This is a genomic window from Rhizobium croatiense (assembly GCF_019793465.1).
In the GTDB taxonomy this organism is placed as follows: Bacteria; Pseudomonadota; Alphaproteobacteria; order Rhizobiales; family Rhizobiaceae; genus Rhizobium; species Rhizobium croatiense.
This window is the reverse complement of record NZ_JAILYJ010000004.1, coordinates 305480-324194: the sequence shown is the minus strand read 5'-3', so window position 1 is coordinate 324194 and position 18715 is coordinate 305480. Positions and strand designations below refer to the sequence as shown.

Genomic DNA, 18715 nt, shown 5'->3' with positions numbered 1-18715 from the left:
GTTGCCCCGATTTCTCAATTCCAATGTCAGGCGGATCAATCATGAGCAGCAGCTACACAATCGACGATCTCAGGAAGGATGTCGCCGAAGGGCGCATCGATACGGTTCTGGCCTGCCAAGTGGACATGCAGGGCCGGCTGATGGGCAAGCGGTTCCAGGCGGAATATTTCGTCGAGAGCGCCTGGAAGGAAACGCACAGCTGCAACTATCTGATCGCCACCGACATGGAGATGGAGACCGTCTCCGGTTACAAGGCGACGAGCTGGGAAAAGGGTTACGGCGACTATACGATGAAGCCGGATCTTTCGACCTTGCGCCGCATCCCCTGGCTTGACGGTACGGCGCTGGTGCTCTGCGACGTACTCGACCATCACACCCATGAGGAGGTCGCCCATTCGCCGCGCGCGATCTTGAAGAAGCAGGTGAAACGCCTCGAAGACATGGGCATGAAGGCATACATGGCCTCCGAGCTCGAATTCTTCCTGTTCGACCAGAGCTATGAGGCGGCGCATGCTTCGGGCTACCGCAACCTGAAACTCACCAGCGCCTATAACGAGGACTATCACATCTTCCAGACCACCAAGGAGGAGGAGGTGATGCGGGCGATCCGCACCGGGCTGCAGGGGGCCGGCATTCCGGTCGAGAACTCCAAGGGCGAGGCCTCGGCCGGCCAGGAGGAGATCAATGTGCGCTATGCCGACGCACTCGCCATGGCCGACCGGCATGCGATCATCAAGAACGGTTGCAAGGAGATCGCCTGGTCGAAAGGCAAGGCCATCACCTTCCTTGCCAAGTGGAATTACAACGCCGCCGGCAGTTCCTCGCATATCCACCAGTCGCTCTGGAGCCTGGAGGAGAAGCCGCTATTCTTCGACCATACCGGCAAATACGGCATGTCGCCGCTGATGCATAATTATGTTGCCGGGCTTCTCGCCCATGCCAGCGAGATCACCTATTTCCTGGCGCCCTACATCAATTCCTACAAACGCTTCATGGCCGGCACCTTTGCGCCGACCAAGGCGATCTGGAGCAAGGACAACCGCACTGCCGGCTACCGCCTCTGCGGCGAGGAGACCAAGGGCATCCGTATCGAATGCCGCGTCGGCGGCTCCGATCTCAATCCCTACCTCGCCTTTGCCGCGCTGCTTGCCGCCGGCATCGACGGGATCGAGAGCAAGATGGAGCTGGAAGCTCCCTTCGTCGGCGACGCCTATGGCGGCAAGGATATTCGCGAAATCCCGCGCACGCTGCGCGCAGCGACGACGGCGATGACGGAATCGGCAATGCTGCGCAAAGCCTTCGGCGACGAAGTGATCGACCATTACACCCGTGCCGCCGAATGGGAGCAGGAAGAATACGACCGCCGCATCACCGATTGGGAAGTGGCGCGCGGGTTCGAAAGAGCTTAATAGGCATTTGCGGGCTTGCCCCTGACCGGGGTCGAGCCGCGGGTCTCGACCCGTCCTTCGGACCCCTTAAACGGGGAGAGGGGACGTGCCCTGCGAGACGTTGGTGGGGAACGGAGAGGTCGCGGCATATCCCCTTCTCCCCGCAGGCGGGGAGAGGTGCCGGCAGGCGGATGAGGGGCGCATGGCCTCGATGAATTTTTTGATCAATACGAGGACGGAAATCGATCATGGCAATGATCCAATGCATTTCACCGGTCGACGGATCGGTTTACGCGGAGCGTCAAGCACTTTCGCTCGAGGCCGCCAAGGAAGCTGTCTTGCGCGCCCGCAAGGCGCAGAAGGCCTGGGCGAAACGGCCGCTCGAAGAGCGCGTGCAGCTGGTGCTGAAGGGTGTCGCGCGGCTGAACGAGATGTCCGACACCGTTGTGCCGGAGCTTGCCTGGCAGATGGGCCGGCCGGTCAAGTATGGCGGCGAATACAAGGGCTTCAACGAGCGCTCCAACTATGTCGCCTCGATCGCGGCCGATGCGCTGGCGCCTGTTGTCGTCGAGGAAAGCGAGCGGTTCGAACGGCGCATCGAGCGCGAGGCGCATGGCGTCGTTTTCGTCGTCGCGCCGTGGAACTATCCCTATATGACGGCGATCAACACGATCGCGCCGGCGCTGATGGCCGGCAATACGGTGGTGCTGAAGCATGCCTCGCAGACGCTGCTCGTCGGTGAGCGGCTGGTGCAGGCCTTTACCGAGGCCGGCGTTCCCGAGGACGTGTTCCAGAACGTCTTCCTCGATCACGAAACGACCTCGGCGCTGATTGCCGCCGGTAGTTTCAATTTCGTCAATTTCACCGGATCGGTCGAGGGCGGGCGGTCGATTGAGCGGGCGGCTGCCGGCACCTTCACCGGTCTTGGCCTCGAACTCGGCGGCAAGGATCCGGGTTACGTCATGGAAGACGCCGATCTCGAGGCGGCCGTCGATACGCTGATGGACGGCGCCACCTACAATTCCGGCCAGTGCTGCTGCGGGATCGAGCGCGTCTATGTGCATGAATCGCTCTACAACGCCTTCGTCGAGAAGTCGGTCGCCTGGGTGTCGAACTACAAGCTCGGCAATCCGCTCGATCCCGAAACTTCGCTTGGGCCGATGGCGAACAAGCGTTTCGCCAAGGTGGTGCGCGAGCAGATCGCCGATGCGCTTTCCAAGGGCGCCAAGGCGCTGGTCGACCCGAAACTTTTCCCGCAGGATGACGGGGGCGCCTATCTTGCACCCCAGGTTCTCGTCGATGTCGACCATTCCATGGCCTTCATGCGCGAGGAGACGTTCGGTCCGGCTGTCGGCATCATGAAGGTGAAGAGCGACGAGGAGGCACTGGCCTTGATGAACGACAGCCAATACGGGCTGACGGCTTCGCTCTGGACCAAAGATGCCGAGCGGGCAGCGCGTCTCGGCCGCGAGATCGAAACCGGCACCGTTTTCATGAACCGCGCCGACTACCTCGATCCAGCGCTCTGCTGGACCGGAGTCAAGGAAACCGGCCGCGGCGGCTCGCTGTCGATCATCGGTTTCCAGAATCTGACCCGTCCGAAATCCTTCCACCTGAAGAAAGTCACAGCATGAGCAGCAGCAACATTACCGCAAACTGGAGCTATCCCACGTCTGTTAAGCTCGGCCGGGGCCGCATCAGCGAACTGGCCGATGCCTGCAAGAGCCTCGGCATCAAAAAGCCGCTGCTGATCACCGATCGCGGTCTCGCTTCGATGGCGATTACCAAGAACGCACTCGACATCCTCGAAGATGCCGGCCTCGGTCGGGCGATTTTTGCCGATGTCGATCCGAACCCGAACGAGAAAAACCTCGAAGCCGGCGTCAGGGCCTTCAAGGATGGCGGCCATGACGGTGTCGTCGCCTTCGGCGGCGGCTCGGGCCTCGACCTCGGCAAGTGCGTCGCTTTCATGGCCGGCCAGACCCGGCCGGTCTGGGATTTCGAGGATATCGGCGACTGGTGGACGCGCGCGAGCCTCGAGGGCATTGCCCCAATCGTGGCGGTGCCGACGACGGCGGGCACCGGTTCGGAAGTCGGCCGTGCCAGCGTCATCACCAATTCCGAAACGCATGTGAAGAAGATCATCTTTCATCCGAAGTTCCTGCCTGGAGTCGTCATCTCCGATCCGGAACTGACGGTCGGCATGCCCAAGATCATCACGGCCGGCACGGGCATGGATGCCTTCGCCCATTGCCTGGAAGCCTATTCCTCGCCCTTCTATCACCCGATGTCGGCTGGCATCGCGCTCGAAGGCATGCGGCTCGTCAAGGAATTCCTGCCGCGCGCCTATCGGGAAGGCACCGATCTTGAAGCCCGCGCCAACATGATGGCGGCCGCCGCCATGGGCGCGGTCGCCTTCCAGAAGGGGCTCGGCGCCATCCATGCGCTGTCACACCCGGTCGGCGCCGTCTACAACACCCATCACGGCATGACCAATGCGGTCGTCATGCCGGCGGTGCTGCGCTTCAACCGCAAGGCGATCGAAGAGAAGATCGGCCGCGCCGCCGCCTATCTCGGCATTTCGGGCGGTTTCGACGGCTTCTACGATTATGTGCTGAAGCTTCGCTCCGATCTCGGCGTGCCGGAAACGCTGACGGCAATGGGAATCGCCTCCGACCGCATCGACGAATTGTCGGCCATGGCGATCGAGGATCCGAGTGCCGGCGGCAACCCGGTTGCCATGACGCTCGAAAACACCAAGGCGCTGTTCAGGGATTGCTTCTGAGACGATAGAGAGCGGACCCGCGGACTGGCCCGGAAAGCTTTGGCTTTTCGGGCTTTTTCAATTTCGGGGACATTCTGAATTTTAGCGATATGAAAAATACCAGCTGCAATTTTACCGCGCGTGTTTAGAATTTGTTAACCATGATTAGAAAGGATGGATTAACCGCACGATGCTCTCCGATGGTGCGTAAAAGAGCAATTCCGGCTCGCACCATTTCCTTTCGAGGACCGAACATGCCTGTCATCACATTCGCAAACACCAAGGGCGGCGCCGGCAAGACGACCGCTGTTCTGCTGCTCGCAACCGAGCTTGCCCGCAACGGCTACCGCGTCACCATTCTCGACGCCGACCCGCAGCACTGGATTTCGCGCTGGCACGAGATCTCGGGTCACGTGCCCAATATTTCGGTGATCGATTTCGTGACCACCGCTTCACTGCCGCAGCATATCAGCGAGAATAAGCACAATACCGACTACTTCATCGTCGACCTGCCGGGTGCGCGCAATCCGCTGCTCGCCACCGCCGTCGGCCTTTCCGACCACGTGCTGATCCCGATCCAGGGCTGTGCGATGGATGCGCGCGGCGGCGCACAGGTGCTGGAGCTGCTGCAATATCTGGACGAGAAGGCAGGCATCAAGATCGGCCATTCGGTGGTGCTGACCCGGGTCAATTCGATGGTGACGACCCGGGCGCTGCAGCTCGTCAAGTCGCTGCTCAGCGAGCGGCACGTGCCGGTGCTGGATACGGCGATCATCGAGCGCTCCGCCTTCCGCGACATCTTCGACTGTGGCGGCACGCTGCACACGATCGATCCGACTCGCGTCAGCAATCTCGACAAGGCGCGCGAAAACGCCACCTGTTTCGCCGAGGAGATGATGCGCAAGCTGCCGGTCCGGCTGACGGTATCCGCCTACGCGACGAGCCCGATGGTCCGCTCGGCCGCCTGAAATCTCCGATATGAAACGACAAGGCCGCCGGAGCGATCCGGCGGCCTTGTCGCGTTATCGTCAGAATGGCTCAATCGACGAATTCGACTGTCACGCCCGGCTTGACCATCTTCGCAAGCTCGGTGGCATCCCAGTTGGTCAGGCGGATGCAACCGTGGCTCTGGGTGCGGCCGATCTTCGAGGGTTCCGGCGTGCCGTGGATGCCGTAGGTCGGCTTGGAAAGCGCCATCCAGACAGTGCCGACGGGGCCATTCGGGCCGGGCGGAATGTTGAGGATCTTATCGTTGGCACCCTGCTGGAAATTGATCTTCGGATTATAGGTATAGCCGGGATTGAACGCGACGCGCTCGACAGTCACGGTGCCCGACGGGGAGGGCGTGTCGGTGGAGCCGATCGAGGCCGGATAGGCGGCAATGAGATTGCCGGCGCCGTCATAGGCGAAGACCTGCTTGCGGCCCTTGTCGGCGATGATACGGGCAACCTCGCCGCTCTTCGGCTCGCCCGGATTGACGACCTTGATGACCGTGCCGGGGACGCTGAAATCGGCGCCGGGGTTCATCTCCTTGAGGAAGGCCTCGTCCATGTGGAAGCGCTCGGCCAACATTTCGGTGGTCGAGGTAAAGGCAAGCGACGGCAGCAGCGCCTTATGCGAATAGTCTTCCGGGATCGCTGCAACGAAGGGGCCGGCGGCATCGGCCGGCGTAACCGTGTAGCTGACGATCGGCAGACCGCCGTTCATGCGCAGTTCTTCGAGGATGGCGTCGGTGTCGTTCGGGTCGAGCTTCGAGCCGGTCATCTGGTCATAGGCATAGATCGACTTGGTGACATTCGAGCCCATATGGCCATCGATGACGCCAGGCGAGATGCCGGCGCGATCAAGGAAGACCTGCAGCGCGACGATCTCGGGCTTCGACTTGTTCTTCAGCGTGATGACGGGTTCGTCGGGTGCGGTCGTGGGCGCGTCGGCAGGCGGAAGCTGCTGGTCAGGCTCGATAGAGGCGTAATCGTCGCCCGACTGCGGATTGCCGATGCTGTTGTCGTCAGGAAAGGGCTCCTCGCCGAGCGGCTGGCGTTCGATCGCAGCGTCGCGCGGAATGCCGCCGGTGACGGCGCCGCGTTCGGAATAACGCGTATCGCGATAGGAATTGTCGTCGGCATAATAGGGATCGTTGCCGTTCTGGTCGGCGTAGACGTCGCTCGGGCCGGGCCGCGGCGGGTAGTAGCCGCGGGCGCGCATCTCGGTGGCGACGACATTGCCGTAGTCGTCGATCAGCACGCGATTGCCGCTGCGGTCGCGAGCGTAGATATAGCCGCGCGGGACATAGTCGAGGATTTCGCCGGTCGGCGTGACCAGGACGACGTCGCTCTGCCGGCGGTCACGAAACTGCTGCGCGCCGGCTTCCGGTGCTGCAGTCGCAACGGCTGCCAGCAGGGCCGCAAGCGAAAATGCCGACTTCAAAAAGCGATTCACGTCTCACACCTCGAACAGTGACTGGGCCGACACACACCCGCGAATTTTGACGCTAGTGTGGAATTTCTGAAACCGTGCTGAACAAAATATGAAAATCCCTAAGATTTCCTTTTACTCATAAACGTTTGCGTCTCTGCGTCAGTTCCGCAAAGTCCATGGTTGCGGCAAAAACACAAGATGGAAACGGCGCGGATTGACGAATGGCAGTGCGAAACTTAACCCTACGGCGGCCGATAAATCTCTGAGGAGACCCGAGATGATCGAATTTGCCGCCGCAAGCGGGCCGCGTCTGATGCTCGATGAAACATCGGTGGTGGATATCGGCGGATGCATCGTTGAAGGCGTCGACATCGCGCCGAAGCGCGCCATCCCCGATGACGGCGATCCGCGAATCGATCACTCGCTCGAAGGCTTCCTCTTCACTTGCGGGCCGGATCATATCCGCCATCGCCAGCCGATTGCCGGCCGGGCCGACGGCAAGGTCTATCCGCTGCACGGATCGGCCTCCGGCCATGCGGCCAAGGTGCTGTGGACGAAATACGAAAACGGCAATGCCGAATGCCGCGCCGATATCAACATTGTCACCGTCGAGGGACTGCCGCAGCGCATCGAGCGGCTATGGCGGATCGACGGGGCGACCGGCGAAGTACGGCTCGAGGACCGGGTCGTCAATATCAGCGACCGGACGGTGCCGACCTTCCTGATGTATCACATCAACACCGGCGGCAAATGGCTCGACGCGGGCACGCGGCTCGAAGGGCGGATGCTGGAGAATGGCGGTTTCCCCTGGGCATTCGGCGAGGAGCCGGGCGGTATCTTCTGCGTGCCGGCGCCGGCGACGGAGGCGGGCCTGGCGGAGGTCCGTCTCGGACCGATCGCCGCGATCGGCGGCAGGACACTGAGTGTGCGCTTCCGTGCCGATACGCTGCCCTATCTGCAGGTCTGGCGGAACCAGAAGGCGCCGGCCCATATCATCGGAATAGAGCCGGTCTCGCATCGCTGGGTGTTGCGTGACGAGCTCGAGGCCGCCGGCGAATTCAATATGCTGGCGCCCGGCGAAAGCCGCAGCTATGTGCTGAGCTTTGCCTTCCTCTGAGTGAAGTGTTGTTGACGCTCGCCGGCCTCCGTCGTAGACCTTCAGCCCAGGATTTATGAGGAGACAGGACGATGGATATTCGCCAGATCGACGATGAATATTCGGTTTCGGGCCAGATCACGCTCGAGGACCTCGACGAGATCAAGGCGCTGGGGTTCAAATCGATCGTCTGCCACCGCCCCGACCATGAGAGCCCGGATCAGACCGCGTTCTCGGTCATCGAGGCGCGCGCGCGGGAACTCGGCCTCGAGATCACCCATGTGCCTGTTGGGCCAATGGGCGTGACCGAGGAGGCGGTGCAGGGCATGGTCGATGCGCTCGATGAATTCCCGCGGCCGATGCTCGGCTATTGCCGCTCCGGCGCCCGCTCGACGGCGATCTACCAGAAGACCCACCATATCCGCAGCTAGGCCCATTCCGGCTGCCGATTTTCCGGCGCTGCACCGCAGCGCCGTCACTTTTCCATTCACTCAGGAGACTATGATGAGCATTAAGCGTATCGACGTCGGCGCGCGCATGAGCGGCGCCGTCATTCACGGCAACACGGTTTATCTCGCAGGCCAGGTCGGCGAGGGCGAAAGCGTCACCGACCAGTGCAAATCCTCGCTTGCCGAAGTCGACCGCCTGCTGGCTGCATCAGGCAGCAACAAGTCGAAGATCCTGCAGACGATCGTCTATCTCTCCGACATCGCTTATTTCGCCGAGATGAACGCCGCCTGGGAAGCCTGGATCGATCCGGCCAATCCGCCCGCGCGCGCCACCAGCGAAGCCAAGCTCGCTGCACCGAAATACAAGGTCGAGTTCATCGTCACGGCCGCGATCGACTAAAGCGCGTCGCATCAAATTTGATTCATGCGACGCGCTTTAGCCCTTTGTTTTTATGCATGTCGTTGTCCCGGAACCGCTGCACACTTCCGGGCGACATGCATTAAGGCCGCTGCAGAATTGCATCAAAGCCGGTAGGTGCGTGACCAATCCAAATGGGGCTGGTCACGGGCTTACCGGCTTTTTGTTTGGGCGATTTCCGAGAGCGTGCGGGTCGGCGTGATCGCCTCGGGATCGAGTTTGACTTCGATGATTGCCGGCTTGCCGCTGTCGCGCGCCCGCTCGAAGGCTGCGGCGAATTCCTCCGTCCGTTCCACCGTCTCGCCGTGGCCGCCATAGGCGCGGGCAAGGGCTGCGAAATCGGGATTGGTCAGATCGGTGCTGCTGACGCGGCCGGGATATTCGCGTTCCTGATGCATGCGGATGGTGCCGTACATGCCGTTGTTGACGACGATTGCGATGATCGGCAGGCCGTAGCGGATGGCGGTCGCGAATTCCTGGCCGTGCATCAGGAAACAGCCGTCGCCGGCAAAGCAGATGACTTCGCGCTCGGGAAAAAGCCGTTTGGCGGCGACGGCGGCGGGCAGGCCATAACCCATCGAGCCGGAGGTCGGGGCGGCCTGGGTATTGAAACGGCGGAAACGATGGAAGCGGTGCAGCCAGGTAGCGTAGTTGCCGGCGCCGTTGGTGAAGATCGTATCCGCCGCGGTATTGGCCTCCAGCCATTCCATGATCGGGCCCATTTGAACGGCGCCCGGACCTGTTGCCGGCGGCTTCGACCAGGAAAGATAGGCCTGATGCATGCGCTGCGTGCGCTCCGCCCAGTGCGGTTCGGCCGGCGCTTCGAGATCGGCGAGTGCGGCGACGAAATTATCAGGAGCGGCGCAGATGGCGAGGTCCGGGCGGTAGACGCGTCCCAGTTCGGAAGCATCGGGATAGACGTGCACCAGCGATTGCTGGGGGTAGGGGATATCGATCAGCGTATAGGACGAGGACGGCATTTCCGACATGCGGCCGCCAAGAAGGATCAGCAGGTCGCTTTCCTTTATTTCCTTGGCGAGGACAGGATTGATGCCGATGCCGACATCGCCGGCGTAACAGGGATGGAGATGATCGAACAGCATCTGCCGGCGGAAGGAGCAGCCGACGGGAAGCTGGAAACGCTCGGCAAAGCCTGCAAAATCGGCGACGGCATCGGCATCCCAGCGCGTGCCGCCGAGGATTACCATCGGCCGCTCGGCCTTCAGCAGTCTGACATAGAGATCGTCGATCTGGCTGCGGCCGGAATGCGCCTCGACGCTGACGTAACGCTTGGGGCGGGGCGCCTCGACTTCGTCGCGCAGCATATCCTCCGGCAGCGTCAACACGACGGGGCCGGGGCGGCCGGAGGTTGCGATCGCAAAGGCGCGGGTGACGAACTCGGGAATCCGGGCGGCATCGTCGATCTCGCCAACCCATTTGGCGAATTCGGTGAAGGCGCGGCGGAATTCGACTTCCTGGAAGGCCTCGCGCTCGCGGGCTTCGCGCTGCACCTGACCGATGAAGAGGATCATCGGGATCGAATCCTGTCTTGATATATGCAGGCCGGCGGAAGCATTGGTGGCGCCGGGGCCGCGGGTGACCATGCAGATGCCGGGTTCACCGGTCAGCCTGCCCCAGCAATCCGCCATCATCGCCGCTCCGCCCTCCTGGCGGCAGACGAGGACATCGATATCGCTGTCACGCAGGGCATCGAGAACGGCGAGGAAACTCTCGCCGGGCACACAGGAGAGGCGTTTGACGCCATTGGCCTGCAACGCCTCAACGATCAGTTCCCCACCGGTCTTCTTCATGACGATGCCTCCCTCTCGCGCTCGGCGAGCTCCGCCAGAATTTCTTCCCTGTGTTCGTCGAGGCGCGGGCTCGGCCTGACGTAATGCAGCGGCGTCTCGGACAGCACCACCGGCGTCCTGACCCCGGGGATGAGCGTGCCGGCGGCATCCGCAAGGTCGATGCGCAGACCGCGGGCGCGCACCTGCGGATCGGCGAACATCTCCTCGATCGTATTGATCGCGCCGGCAGGCACCCCGTTCTCTTCGCAGGCCTTCAACAGGTCCGCTTTCTGCCATTTCAGCGTCTCGGTCGAGACGCGCCGGCGCAGCTCGGCCCGATTGCCGACCCGGGCCCTGTTGGTGGCGAAACGTTCGTCGCCGGCGATCGTCTCAAGCCCGAGGATGGTACAGAGGCGAGCGAACTGGCCGTCATTGCCGACTGCAAGAATGAAGTAGCCATCGGCCGCCGGCACGACCTCATAGGGCGAGATGTTCGGATGGGCGTTGCCGAGCCGGGTCGGTGCAGCGCCGGAGACGAGGTAGTTCATGTTCTGATTGGCGAGCACGGCCGATTGCACATCGAGCAGCGCCATGTCGACGAGCTGGCCCTCGCCGGTTTTCAAAGCATGGATCAGGGCGGCTTCGATCGCCGAGACGGCATAGATGCCGGTGAAGATGTCGGCGATCGCCACACCCGCCTTCATCGGCTGGCCGTCCGGCTCGCCAGTGATCGACATGAAGCCGGACATGCCCTGGACGATGTAATCGTAGCCAGCGAGGCTGGCATAGGGGCCGGTCTGGCCGAAGCCGGTGATCGAGCAATAGACGAGCTTGGGGTTCAGTCTGCGCAGGCTCTCATAGTCGAGCCCGTATTTGACGAGGCCGCCGAGTTTGAAGTTCTCGATCACCACGTCGGCAGTGGATGCCAGGCGGCGGACGAGATCCTGGCCTTCGGGGCTTTTCAGGTCGGCGGCAATGGAGCGTTTGCCGCGATTGGCGGCGTGGTAATAGGCGGCCGAGAGATTTTCGCCGTCGGCACCTTCGACGAAAGGCGGGCCCCATTGGCGCGTATCGTCGCCGCCGTCGGGATTTTCGACCTTGATGACATCGGCGCCGAGATCGGCGAGCATTTGTCCCGCCCAGGGGCCGGCCAGCACGCGGGCGAGTTCGATCACCCGGATGCCGGCAAGCGGCGGTTTTTTCGTCAGGCTCTCGGTCATGGTCCTCCCGGGCAATCTACGGCGCCAGCGTCACCTCAGATGTATCGGATACGGGTTTGGAAGCAAAGCGGCGCTCGCGCCAAAGGATGTAGATGCCGGAGGCGATGATGATCATGATGCCGAGCCATTTGATCGCATCCGGAAAGTCGCCGAAAACAAGCCAGGCGAAGATCGTGGCCGAGACGATCTCGAAATATTGCAGCGGCGCCAGCGTCGAAGCCGGTGCGGCGCGATAGGCGTAGACGCCGAAGATGCCCGCTATCGCGGCCATGGCGCCGACGCCGGCGACATAGAACCAGGCGCTGCCTGCGGGCATGACGGGATCGAAGATATCGGAGCCGCTGCCATCGCCGGCAAAAAGCAGGACAGCGCAGAAGATGAGGCCCCAGATGCCCATCTGAAACTGCATGGCCCAGGGATCTTCCTTGTGCGACAGGGCGCGGGTCATCAGCACGAATATGGCGATGCAGAGTGCGGTGAGGATGGGCAGGAGCGCGATGTATCCGACTTCGTCGAAACTCGGCTGGATAATCAGCAACGCTCCGAAGAAGCCGACGCCGCAGGCCGTGTAGCGCCGCCAGCCGATTATCTCCTTCAGGAAAATGCCGCCGAGGATCGTCACGATAATCGGCTCGACGAAGAAGATCGCGATCGCATCGGCGACCGCCATGTATTTCAGCGTGGTGACGAAGGAAATCATCGAGATGGTGATGATCAGGCCGCGGATGGCATGGAACAGGCTCTGGCGCCAGGAGAAATCGGCAAAGCTGCGCCGCCATATGACGATCGGCAGCATGCAGAGCGCCTGCACCGCGAAGCGGCCGGCGGTGATCTCGGCGGAGGGGATGGTGACGACGGCAAGTTTGGCGAAGATATCGATAAGCGGCGAGAACATCACCGAAAGAAACATAAGCGCAAGCCCCATCGTCACGTCGGAAGGGGACGAAACGGGCCGGGCGGAGGTACTGCTCATGGTGGAATTCTCGTCATCCGGGATTTTGGCCGTTCCGGCTATTGCCGACCGCGTCGTCACACCAGTTTGCGAAGTCCGCAATGGCTGTCTCTGCGCCGGTGTCATTCAGCGTTTCGTGCCGCATGTCCTGATATATCTGAGTGCTGATACGGGAGAAGCCCTGACCTTTCAAATGGTTTGACAGCCAGAGCACGGCTTTTCCACGCTCGGTCGCCGGATCTTCTGCGCCGCCGACCAGATGGATCGGCAGGTCGTGCCGCAGCCGGTCGAGATGGATCTTTTGCGGTGCGCGAAAGGTCAGTTCGAAGACATCGAGCCAGAGCGAAACCGAGGCGTCGAAGCCGCAAAGAGGGTCGGCGACATATTTGTCGACTTCGTCGGGAATATGCGAAAGCCAGTCGAATTCCGTGCGGCGGTCGGCGATGGACCGGCCCCAGGCGGCGAAAGTGAGTTTCGGCAGGAGGCCGCTCGGCACGTCCGAGCCTTTCAGCATGCGTTCGGTGGTGAGGATGATCTGGGCGGCGCGGCCGGCAAGACTGACGGCGAAATTGGAATTCCACACGGCGACAGCGTCGAAGTCGGCCGGAGCGGTGACGGCGGCATTGAGCGCTATGAGACCGCCCATCGAATGGCCGAAGAGGATGACCTTCAGCCCGGGATGGCGCGAGGCCGCATGAGCGCGCATGGCCATGATGTCGCCGATCACCCGTTCGACGCCCTCCCGCCGCGCGAAGCGGCCGATCGGAGCGTCGGGTGCCGTCGTCTCGCCATGGCCGCGGTGATCATGGGCATAGACGTGATAGCCACGCGCCGCCATCGCCTCGGCAAAGCGGCGATACCGCTTCGAGTGCTCCGCCAGGCCGTGCGATATCATCAGAATGCCGCATGCGGGGCCGGTGGCTTCGGCATGGTGATAGGCCAGCGATGCTCCCGGCACGGAGAGCCATTGCGTTTCAGAAAACATTCGGATCCTTCCAGCCGCAGCAGAACAGATCGCTAGCGCATAATTTCCTAAAGCGAAATCGATTTGAGAAATTATGCTTCAACTCAAAGTGACAAAGCGTCGGTTGCGTGACTTTAAAGCGCGACATGCAGTCGATAACAAATTACAAGAATATTGCGATTCAGGGTTGCTGTCGTTTACTCTTTGTGCTTATCTGTTCCCGCATTGTTCTTCTATGGGGGTTGAAATGAGCAGCATGCAGTTGCGTACCTTGACATTCGCCGTATCGATGGCCCTTGCTGGCGCCGCCATGGCGCAGCAGGCCGACGGGCGCACCCGTTTCATTCTTGCGGCGAGCTGGCAGCCCGCCTTTTGCCAGACGAACCAGAAGAAGGCTGAATGCGCAAGCCAGACCGGCGAACGCCATGATGCGACGAACTTCTCGCTGCACGGTCTTTGGCCGATGCGGCAGAATTATTGCGGCGTCAGCGACGATCAGAAGGCCGCTGACAAGGACGGCAAATGGGCTAGCTTGCCTCAGGTGACGCTTTCGGCCGAGACACAGGCGGCGCTGGCAAAGGCGATGCCCGGCACGCAATCCGGCCTGGAACGGCATGAATGGACGAAGCACGGCACCTGCACGAAAATGAGCGCCGAGGATTATTTTGGCGTCGGCGTGCATCTCTTGGGTGGGCTCAACGCCTCGGCGGTGCGCGAGCTTTTCGCTGCCAATATCGGCAAACCGGTCAAGGCCGAAGCGATCAGGGCGGCTTTCGACAAGAGCTTCGGGCCGGGCGCCGGCGACCGCGTCAAAATGAGCTGCCGGCGGGCCGGCAATGTCAAGATGATCAGCGGCCTGACGATCGGGCTTTCGGAGGCTGCCGGATCGGCGTCGGCGAAAAGCGCGGGGCTTGGCGATCTGATCCAGGGGGCGGGAAAAACCTCTTTCGGCTGCGATGAAGGTGTCGTCGATGCGGCGGGCTTCTGACCGGAATCCTGCCTAAACCGGGTTTCGGCGTTGCCCACAGGCGCTGTTTCGCCTACATAGCGGCACGAAACGAAGTTTCCCGCCCGGAGCAGCGCAGCATGGCACGTCAATTCATCTATCATATGTCCGGCCTCAACAAGGCCTATGGCAACAAGAAGATCCTGGAGAACATCCACCTTTCCTTCTACCCGGATGCCAAGATTGGCATCCTCGGGCCGAACGGCGCCGGTAAATCCACTGTGCTGCGCATCATTGCCGGCCAGGACAAGGAGTATACCGGCGAAGCCTGGCTGGCCGAGGGTGCCACTGTCGGCTATCTCGAGCAGGAACCGCGTCTCGACCCGAACAAGACGGTGTTCGAAAACGTCATGGAAGGCGTTGCCTCGAAGACGGCGATCCTCGATCGCTACAACGAATTGATGATGAACTATTCCGACGAGACCGCGGAAGAGGGCGCCAAGCTGCAGGACATCATCGACAGCCAGAACCTCTGGGATCTGGAAAGCCGGGTCGAGATGGCGATGGAAGCCCTGCGCTGCCCGCCACGCGACGCCGATGTCACCAGCCTGTCCGGTGGTGAACGCCGCCGTATCGCGCTCTGCCGCCTGCTGCTTTCGCAGCCGGATCTGCTGTTGCTCGACGAACCGACCAACCATCTCGACGCCGAAACCATTGCCTGGCTCGAAAAGCATCTGCGCGACTATCCCGGCGCCGTGATGATGATCACCCACGATCGCTACTTCCTCGACAACGTCACCGGATGGATCCTCGAACTCGACCGCGGCCGCGGCATCCCTTACGAAGGTAATTATTCGGCCTATCTGCTGGCGAAGGCCAAGCGCATGGAGCAGGAAGGTCGCGAGGAGGCCTCGCGCCAGAAGGCCATCAGCCGCGAACGCGAATGGATCGCGTCCAGCCCAAAGGCCCGTCAGGCCAAGTCCAAGGCGCGTATCAAGTCTTACGAGCAGCTGGTGGATGCCGCCGAGAAGCAGCGTCCCGGCGACGCGCAGATCATCATCCCGGTCAGCGAGCGCCTCGGCCAGGTGGTGATCGAGATGGAGGGCATCACCAAGGGCTTCGAGGGCCGCACGCTGATCAACGACCTGTCGATTAAGCTGCCGCCGGGCGGCATCGTCGGCGTCATCGGCCCGAATGGCGCCGGCAAGACGACGCTGTTCAAGATGATCACCGGCCAGGAAAAGCCGGACAGCGGTTCGATCCGCATCGGTGAGACCGTGCATCTCGGTTATGTCGACCAGAGCCGTGACGCGCTTGCGGGCGACAAGACGGTCTGGGAGGAAATCTCCGGCGGCGCCGAAATCATCAAGCTCGGCAAGTTCGACATGAACTCCCGTGCCTATTGCGGCGCCTTCAACTTCAAGGGCGGCGATCAGCAGCAGAAGGTCGGTAATCTCTCCGGCGGTCAGCGTAACCGCGTTCATCTCGCCAAGATGCTGAAGGCGGGCGGCAATGTTCTGCTGCTCGACGAACCTACCAACGACCTCGACACGGAAACGCTGGGTGCGCTTGAAAACGCGCTGGAGAACTTCGCCGGCTGCGCCATCATCATCAGCCACGATCGCATGTTCCTCGACCGTCTGGCGACGCACATTCTGGCTTTCGAAGGCGAGGGCCATGTCGAATGGTTCGAAGGCAACTTCGAGGATTATGAAGAGGACAAGGTCCGCCGCCTCGGCCCTGATGCTCTCAACCCGGGCAGCCAGGCGCATAAGCGTCTGACGCGCTGATCGTCCCTCTTTTCGATTGAGAAAGCCCCGGTTCGACCGGGGCTTTTTCATGTCCGGCCCTGTCGCAATTTGAGCAGGCAATTTCGCGGAGCGTGCGAATTGCCGCTTGCCACCGCTTTTCAAATCACATAAAGATATCTTTATATCTTGATTGGGCCGATGATGAACGAACCTTTGAAGCTTGGACTGGATGGTTTGGTGGACGTCTTGAAGGCGGCCGGCGAGCCCACGCGTCTGCGGCTTCTGGCGCTTCTCGACGCCGGCGATCTGACGGTCACCGATCTGACCGAAATTCTCGGCCAGTCCCAGCCGCGTATCTCCCGCCACCTGAAGCTGCTCGGCGAGGCCGAACTGATTGAGCGCTATCAGGAAGGCGCCTGGGCCTACTTCCGGCTCAAGCAGGACGGCAAGGCGGCAATGCTCGTGCGGGCCTTGCTGAAGCATGTCTCCGAAAACGATCCGACCGTCCTTCGTGACGGCGAGCGACTGTCGGCGGTCAAACGCCAGCGGGCCGAGCGGGCGCAGGCCTATTTCAGCCGCAACGCGGCGGAATGGGACGAGCTTCGCCGCCTGCATGCGGCTGACGAGGAAGTCGATGCCGCCGTCATCCGGCTGCTCGGCAGCCAGCCGATCGATTCGCTGCTCGATCTCGGCACCGGCACCGGCCGCATCCTCGAACTCCTGGCCGGGCTCTACCGCCGGGCGATCGGTGTCGACGCCAGCCGCGACATGCTGAGCGTGGCGCGCGCCAATCTCGACAAGTGCCGCATCACCAAGGCCACCGTGCGCCACGCCGATATTCTGAACCTGCCGTTCGAGGGACAGGATTTCGACCTGGTGACGATCCATCAGGTACTGCATTTCTTCGACCAGCCGGAGATTGCCATCGCCGAAGCGGCGCGCATGCTGCGGCCGGGCGGCCGGCTTGTCGTCATCGACCTTGCACCGCATACGCTCGAATATCTCCGCGACGAGCATGCGCATGTGCGTCTCGGCTTTTCGCACCAGGCGATGTCCGACTGGCTGCGCAAGGCCGGGCTCGACGTCGAGCAGGTCGTCGATCTTCATCCGGGTCAGCAGAGCGGGCAGGGGCTGACGGTCACCGTCTGGCTCGCACGCGATCCGAGGCGCCTCATGGCTTCGCAACTAAGCGAAGGCGCCGAACCTACATTTGCCGGGAGAGTATGACAATGGCTTTGAAAAACGAAGCGCAGGCGCGCGACATCGGGATCTCGTTCGAATTCTTCCCGCCGAAATCGGAAGAGATGGAAGGCCAGCTCTGGAATACCGTCAGCGAGCTGCAGGACTGGGATCCGGATTTCGTCTCGGTGACCTATGGCGCCGGCGGCACCACCAAGGCGCCGACGCTGACCGCCGTCACGCGTTTCCTGTCGCAGACGCCGCTTGCCACCGCTTCGCACCTCACCTGCGTCGGCGCGACGAAGGAAGAGACGCATCAGATGATCGAGACCTTCCGCAAGGTCGGCGTGACGCATTTCGTGGCGCTGCGCGGCGATGCGCCGGGCGGCGCCGGCGCACCCTACCAGCCGCATCCCGGCGGCTATGCCAATGCGGCGGAGCTGGTGGCCGGCCTCAAGGCGATCGGTGATTTCGAAATCTCAGTCTCCGCCTATCCGGAAAAGCATCCGGAGAGCCGCGACACGGCCGCCGATATCGACATGCTGAAACGCAAGGCCGACAACGGTGCCGACCGGGCGCTGACGCAGTTCTTCTTCGACAACGACAATTTCGAGCGTTATCTGGAGCGGGTGCGCCAGGCCGGCATTTCGATCCCGATCGTGCCCGGCATCATGCCGATCCAGAACCTGACGCAGCTCAAACGTTTTGCCGGCGCCTGCGGCGCGATCATCCCCGGCTTTCTCGATGAGCGTTTTGCGGGCTTCGACGACAAGCCCGAAGAGCGGGCAAAGGTTGCAGCCGATGTCGCCGCCGAGCAGATCGAAGATCTCGTCCGGCGCGGCATCCGCGATTTCCATCTCTATACGATGAACCGTTCGCCGCTGGTTTCCGCCGTGCTCGACAATCTCGGCCTCTCCCGCCGGGCGGCAAAAAACGCCGGCGCGGCTGCCTGATTTTCCGCGTCCATCAAAGTAAAAAGCGCATGTCGGGCGGGACATGCGCTTTTTCATTGGCGGATTGATCAGGGGAGTTCAGGTACTACCAGTCGTCACACCCCGCCGGCCAACTCAGATAAAGAGCATGGACAGGACGAAGGCAAACGCTGCACTGACCAACAGAACATTCAAGGATTGCGTGAGTCCCATGTCTGTCTCCTCGCGTTAACCTGACAATAATATGTCGGAAATGTGTCGGTTGGGAAGCGGAATCTGTGCTGCACCGCAGAACGAGGCGGTGGATAAGTCGAACAGTGAATCCGCAAGCTGTTGAAATTCAACGCGTATTCGCGACAAAATCTTATTCACAGAATTTAACATGCGGTTAAATCGGGCGATTGCCGATTTACCTATGCGCCTGAAACATGGCGCATAGTCAAGCGGT

At 61.7% G+C, this 18715-nt stretch carries 16 protein-coding genes; 11 read left to right on the top strand and 5 right to left on the bottom strand.

Annotated features, from left to right (window positions below):
• Positions 1–41: 41 nt before the first annotated feature.
• The 4 genes from K6M89_RS09480 to K6M89_RS09465 all read left to right on the top strand — a co-directional run bounded on the left by K6M89_RS09480 (position 42) and on the right by K6M89_RS09465 (position 5120).
• Positions 42–1409, top strand: a complete 1368-nt coding sequence (locus K6M89_RS09480) for a glutamine synthetase family protein (protein WP_222139244.1) — start codon at positions 42–44, stop codon at positions 1407–1409.
• Between the two features lie 227 nt (positions 1410–1636).
• Positions 1637–3022: an aldehyde dehydrogenase family protein gene (locus tag K6M89_RS09475; RefSeq protein WP_222139243.1), complete on the top strand. Its 1386-nt coding sequence runs from the start codon at positions 1637–1639 to the stop codon at positions 3020–3022.
• A complete protein-coding gene (locus K6M89_RS09470; RefSeq protein ID WP_222139242.1) occupies positions 3019–4173 on the top strand; it encodes an iron-containing alcohol dehydrogenase in 1155 nt (384 codons plus the stop codon). Before K6M89_RS09475 ends, K6M89_RS09470 begins: the two co-directional genes overlap by 4 nt.
• 233 nt (positions 4174–4406) lie before the next feature.
• Entirely contained in the window at positions 4407–5120 is a 714-nt protein-coding gene (locus K6M89_RS09465; RefSeq protein ID WP_222139241.1) for an AAA family ATPase, read from the top strand.
• A gap of 70 nt (positions 5121–5190) precedes the next feature.
• On the opposite strand, the gene K6M89_RS09460 is transcribed toward K6M89_RS09465, so the two are convergent.
• A complete protein-coding gene (locus tag K6M89_RS09460; RefSeq protein WP_222139240.1) occupies positions 5191–6591 on the bottom strand; it encodes a L,D-transpeptidase in 1401 nt (466 codons plus the stop codon).
• Positions 6592–6847: 256 nt separating this feature from the next.
• Here K6M89_RS09460 and K6M89_RS09455 point away from each other — a divergent pair, with 256 nt between their 5' ends.
• The 3 genes from K6M89_RS09455 to K6M89_RS09445 all read left to right on the top strand — a co-directional run bounded on the left by K6M89_RS09455 (position 6848) and on the right by K6M89_RS09445 (position 8515).
• Entirely contained in the window at positions 6848–7687 is an 840-nt protein-coding gene (locus K6M89_RS09455; protein WP_097578773.1) for a DUF4432 family protein, read from the top strand.
• 71 nt (positions 7688–7758) lie between these two features.
• Positions 7759–8097 carry a protein tyrosine phosphatase family protein gene (locus K6M89_RS09450; RefSeq protein WP_097604841.1) on the top strand — a complete coding sequence of 113 codons (339 nt, stop codon included), beginning with the start codon at positions 7759–7761 and terminating at the stop codon, positions 8095–8097.
• Positions 8098–8170: 73 nt separating this feature from the next.
• The gene (locus K6M89_RS09445) at positions 8171–8515 is read left to right on the top strand and encodes a RidA family protein (protein WP_003580917.1); all 345 of its coding nucleotides are present in this window, start codon (positions 8171–8173) and stop codon (positions 8513–8515) included.
• 170 nt (positions 8516–8685) lie between these two features.
• On the opposite strand, the gene K6M89_RS09440 is transcribed toward K6M89_RS09445, so the two are convergent.
• The 4 genes from K6M89_RS09440 to K6M89_RS09425 are packed head-to-tail and all read right to left on the bottom strand — an operon-like array spanning position 8686 to position 13480.
• The gene (locus K6M89_RS09440) at positions 8686–10344 is read right to left on the bottom strand and encodes a thiamine pyrophosphate-binding protein (protein WP_097578774.1); all 1659 of its coding nucleotides are present in this window, start codon (positions 10342–10344) and stop codon (positions 8686–8688) included.
• Positions 10341–11543 carry a succinate--glutarate CoA-transferase gene (caiB, locus tag K6M89_RS09435; protein ID WP_222139239.1) on the bottom strand — a complete coding sequence of 401 codons (1203 nt, stop codon included), beginning with the start codon at positions 11541–11543 and terminating at the stop codon, positions 10341–10343. The genes K6M89_RS09440 and caiB overlap by 4 nt, the downstream gene beginning before the upstream one ends.
• A gap of 16 nt (positions 11544–11559) precedes the next feature.
• On the bottom strand, positions 11560–12516 hold the full coding sequence (locus tag K6M89_RS09430; RefSeq protein WP_222139238.1) for a DMT family transporter: 957 nt from the start codon (positions 12514–12516) through the stop codon (positions 11560–11562).
• Between the two features lie 13 nt (positions 12517–12529).
• A complete protein-coding gene (locus K6M89_RS09425; RefSeq protein WP_222139237.1) occupies positions 12530–13480 on the bottom strand; it encodes an alpha/beta fold hydrolase in 951 nt (316 codons plus the stop codon).
• A 226-nt stretch (positions 13481–13706) separates the two neighbouring features.
• Here K6M89_RS09425 and K6M89_RS09420 point away from each other — a divergent pair, with 226 nt between their 5' ends.
• The 4 genes from K6M89_RS09420 to metF all read left to right on the top strand — a co-directional run bounded on the left by K6M89_RS09420 (position 13707) and on the right by metF (position 18288).
• Positions 13707–14447, top strand: a complete 741-nt coding sequence (locus tag K6M89_RS09420) for a ribonuclease T2 family protein (RefSeq protein WP_222139236.1) — start codon at positions 13707–13709, stop codon at positions 14445–14447.
• A gap of 98 nt (positions 14448–14545) precedes the next feature.
• A complete protein-coding gene (ettA, locus tag K6M89_RS09415) occupies positions 14546–16195 on the top strand; it encodes an energy-dependent translational throttle protein EttA (protein ID WP_038690165.1) in 1650 nt (549 codons plus the stop codon).
• Between the two features lie 162 nt (positions 16196–16357).
• On the top strand, positions 16358–17383 hold the full coding sequence (locus K6M89_RS09410; RefSeq protein WP_222139290.1) for an ArsR/SmtB family transcription factor: 1026 nt from the start codon (positions 16358–16360) through the stop codon (positions 17381–17383).
• A 2-nt stretch (positions 17384–17385) separates the two neighbouring features.
• On the top strand, positions 17386–18288 hold the full coding sequence (metF, locus tag K6M89_RS09405; protein WP_097578779.1) for a methylenetetrahydrofolate reductase [NAD(P)H]: 903 nt from the start codon (positions 17386–17388) through the stop codon (positions 18286–18288).
• Positions 18289–18715: the final 427 nt, after the last annotated feature.

Bases quoted from the DNA above. Each gene is read 5' to 3' on its own strand.
- K6M89_RS09450 (WP_097604841.1), top strand. From the start codon at position 7,759: ATGGATATTCGCCAGATCGACGATGAATATTCGGTTTCGGGCCAGATC.
- K6M89_RS09430 (WP_222139238.1), bottom strand. From the start codon at position 12,516: ATGAGCAGTACCTCCGCCCGGCCCGTTTCGTCCCCTTCCGACGTGACG.
- K6M89_RS09465 (WP_222139241.1), top strand. From the start codon at position 4,407: ATGCCTGTCATCACATTCGCAAACACCAAGGGCGGCGCCGGCAAGACG.
- metF (WP_097578779.1), top strand. From the start codon at position 17,386: ATGGCTTTGAAAAACGAAGCGCAGGCGCGCGACATCGGGATCTCGTTC.
- K6M89_RS09475 (WP_222139243.1), top strand. From the start codon at position 1,637: ATGGCAATGATCCAATGCATTTCACCGGTCGACGGATCGGTTTACGCG.
- K6M89_RS09420 (WP_222139236.1), top strand. From the start codon at position 13,707: ATGAGCAGCATGCAGTTGCGTACCTTGACATTCGCCGTATCGATGGCC.
- K6M89_RS09410 (WP_222139290.1), top strand. From the start codon at position 16,358: ATGAACGAACCTTTGAAGCTTGGACTGGATGGTTTGGTGGACGTCTTG.
- caiB (WP_222139239.1), bottom strand. From the start codon at position 11,543: ATGACCGAGAGCCTGACGAAAAAACCGCCGCTTGCCGGCATCCGGGTG.
- K6M89_RS09455 (WP_097578773.1), top strand. From the start codon at position 6,848: ATGATCGAATTTGCCGCCGCAAGCGGGCCGCGTCTGATGCTCGATGAA.
- K6M89_RS09480 (WP_222139244.1), top strand. From the start codon at position 42: ATGAGCAGCAGCTACACAATCGACGATCTCAGGAAGGATGTCGCCGAA.
- K6M89_RS09445 (WP_003580917.1), top strand. From the start codon at position 8,171: ATGAGCATTAAGCGTATCGACGTCGGCGCGCGCATGAGCGGCGCCGTC.
- K6M89_RS09425 (WP_222139237.1), bottom strand. From the start codon at position 13,480: ATGTTTTCTGAAACGCAATGGCTCTCCGTGCCGGGAGCATCGCTGGCC.
- K6M89_RS09440 (WP_097578774.1), bottom strand. From the start codon at position 10,344: ATGAAGAAGACCGGTGGGGAACTGATCGTTGAGGCGTTGCAGGCCAAT.
- K6M89_RS09470 (WP_222139242.1), top strand. From the start codon at position 3,019: ATGAGCAGCAGCAACATTACCGCAAACTGGAGCTATCCCACGTCTGTT.
- ettA (WP_038690165.1), top strand. From the start codon at position 14,546: ATGGCACGTCAATTCATCTATCATATGTCCGGCCTCAACAAGGCCTAT.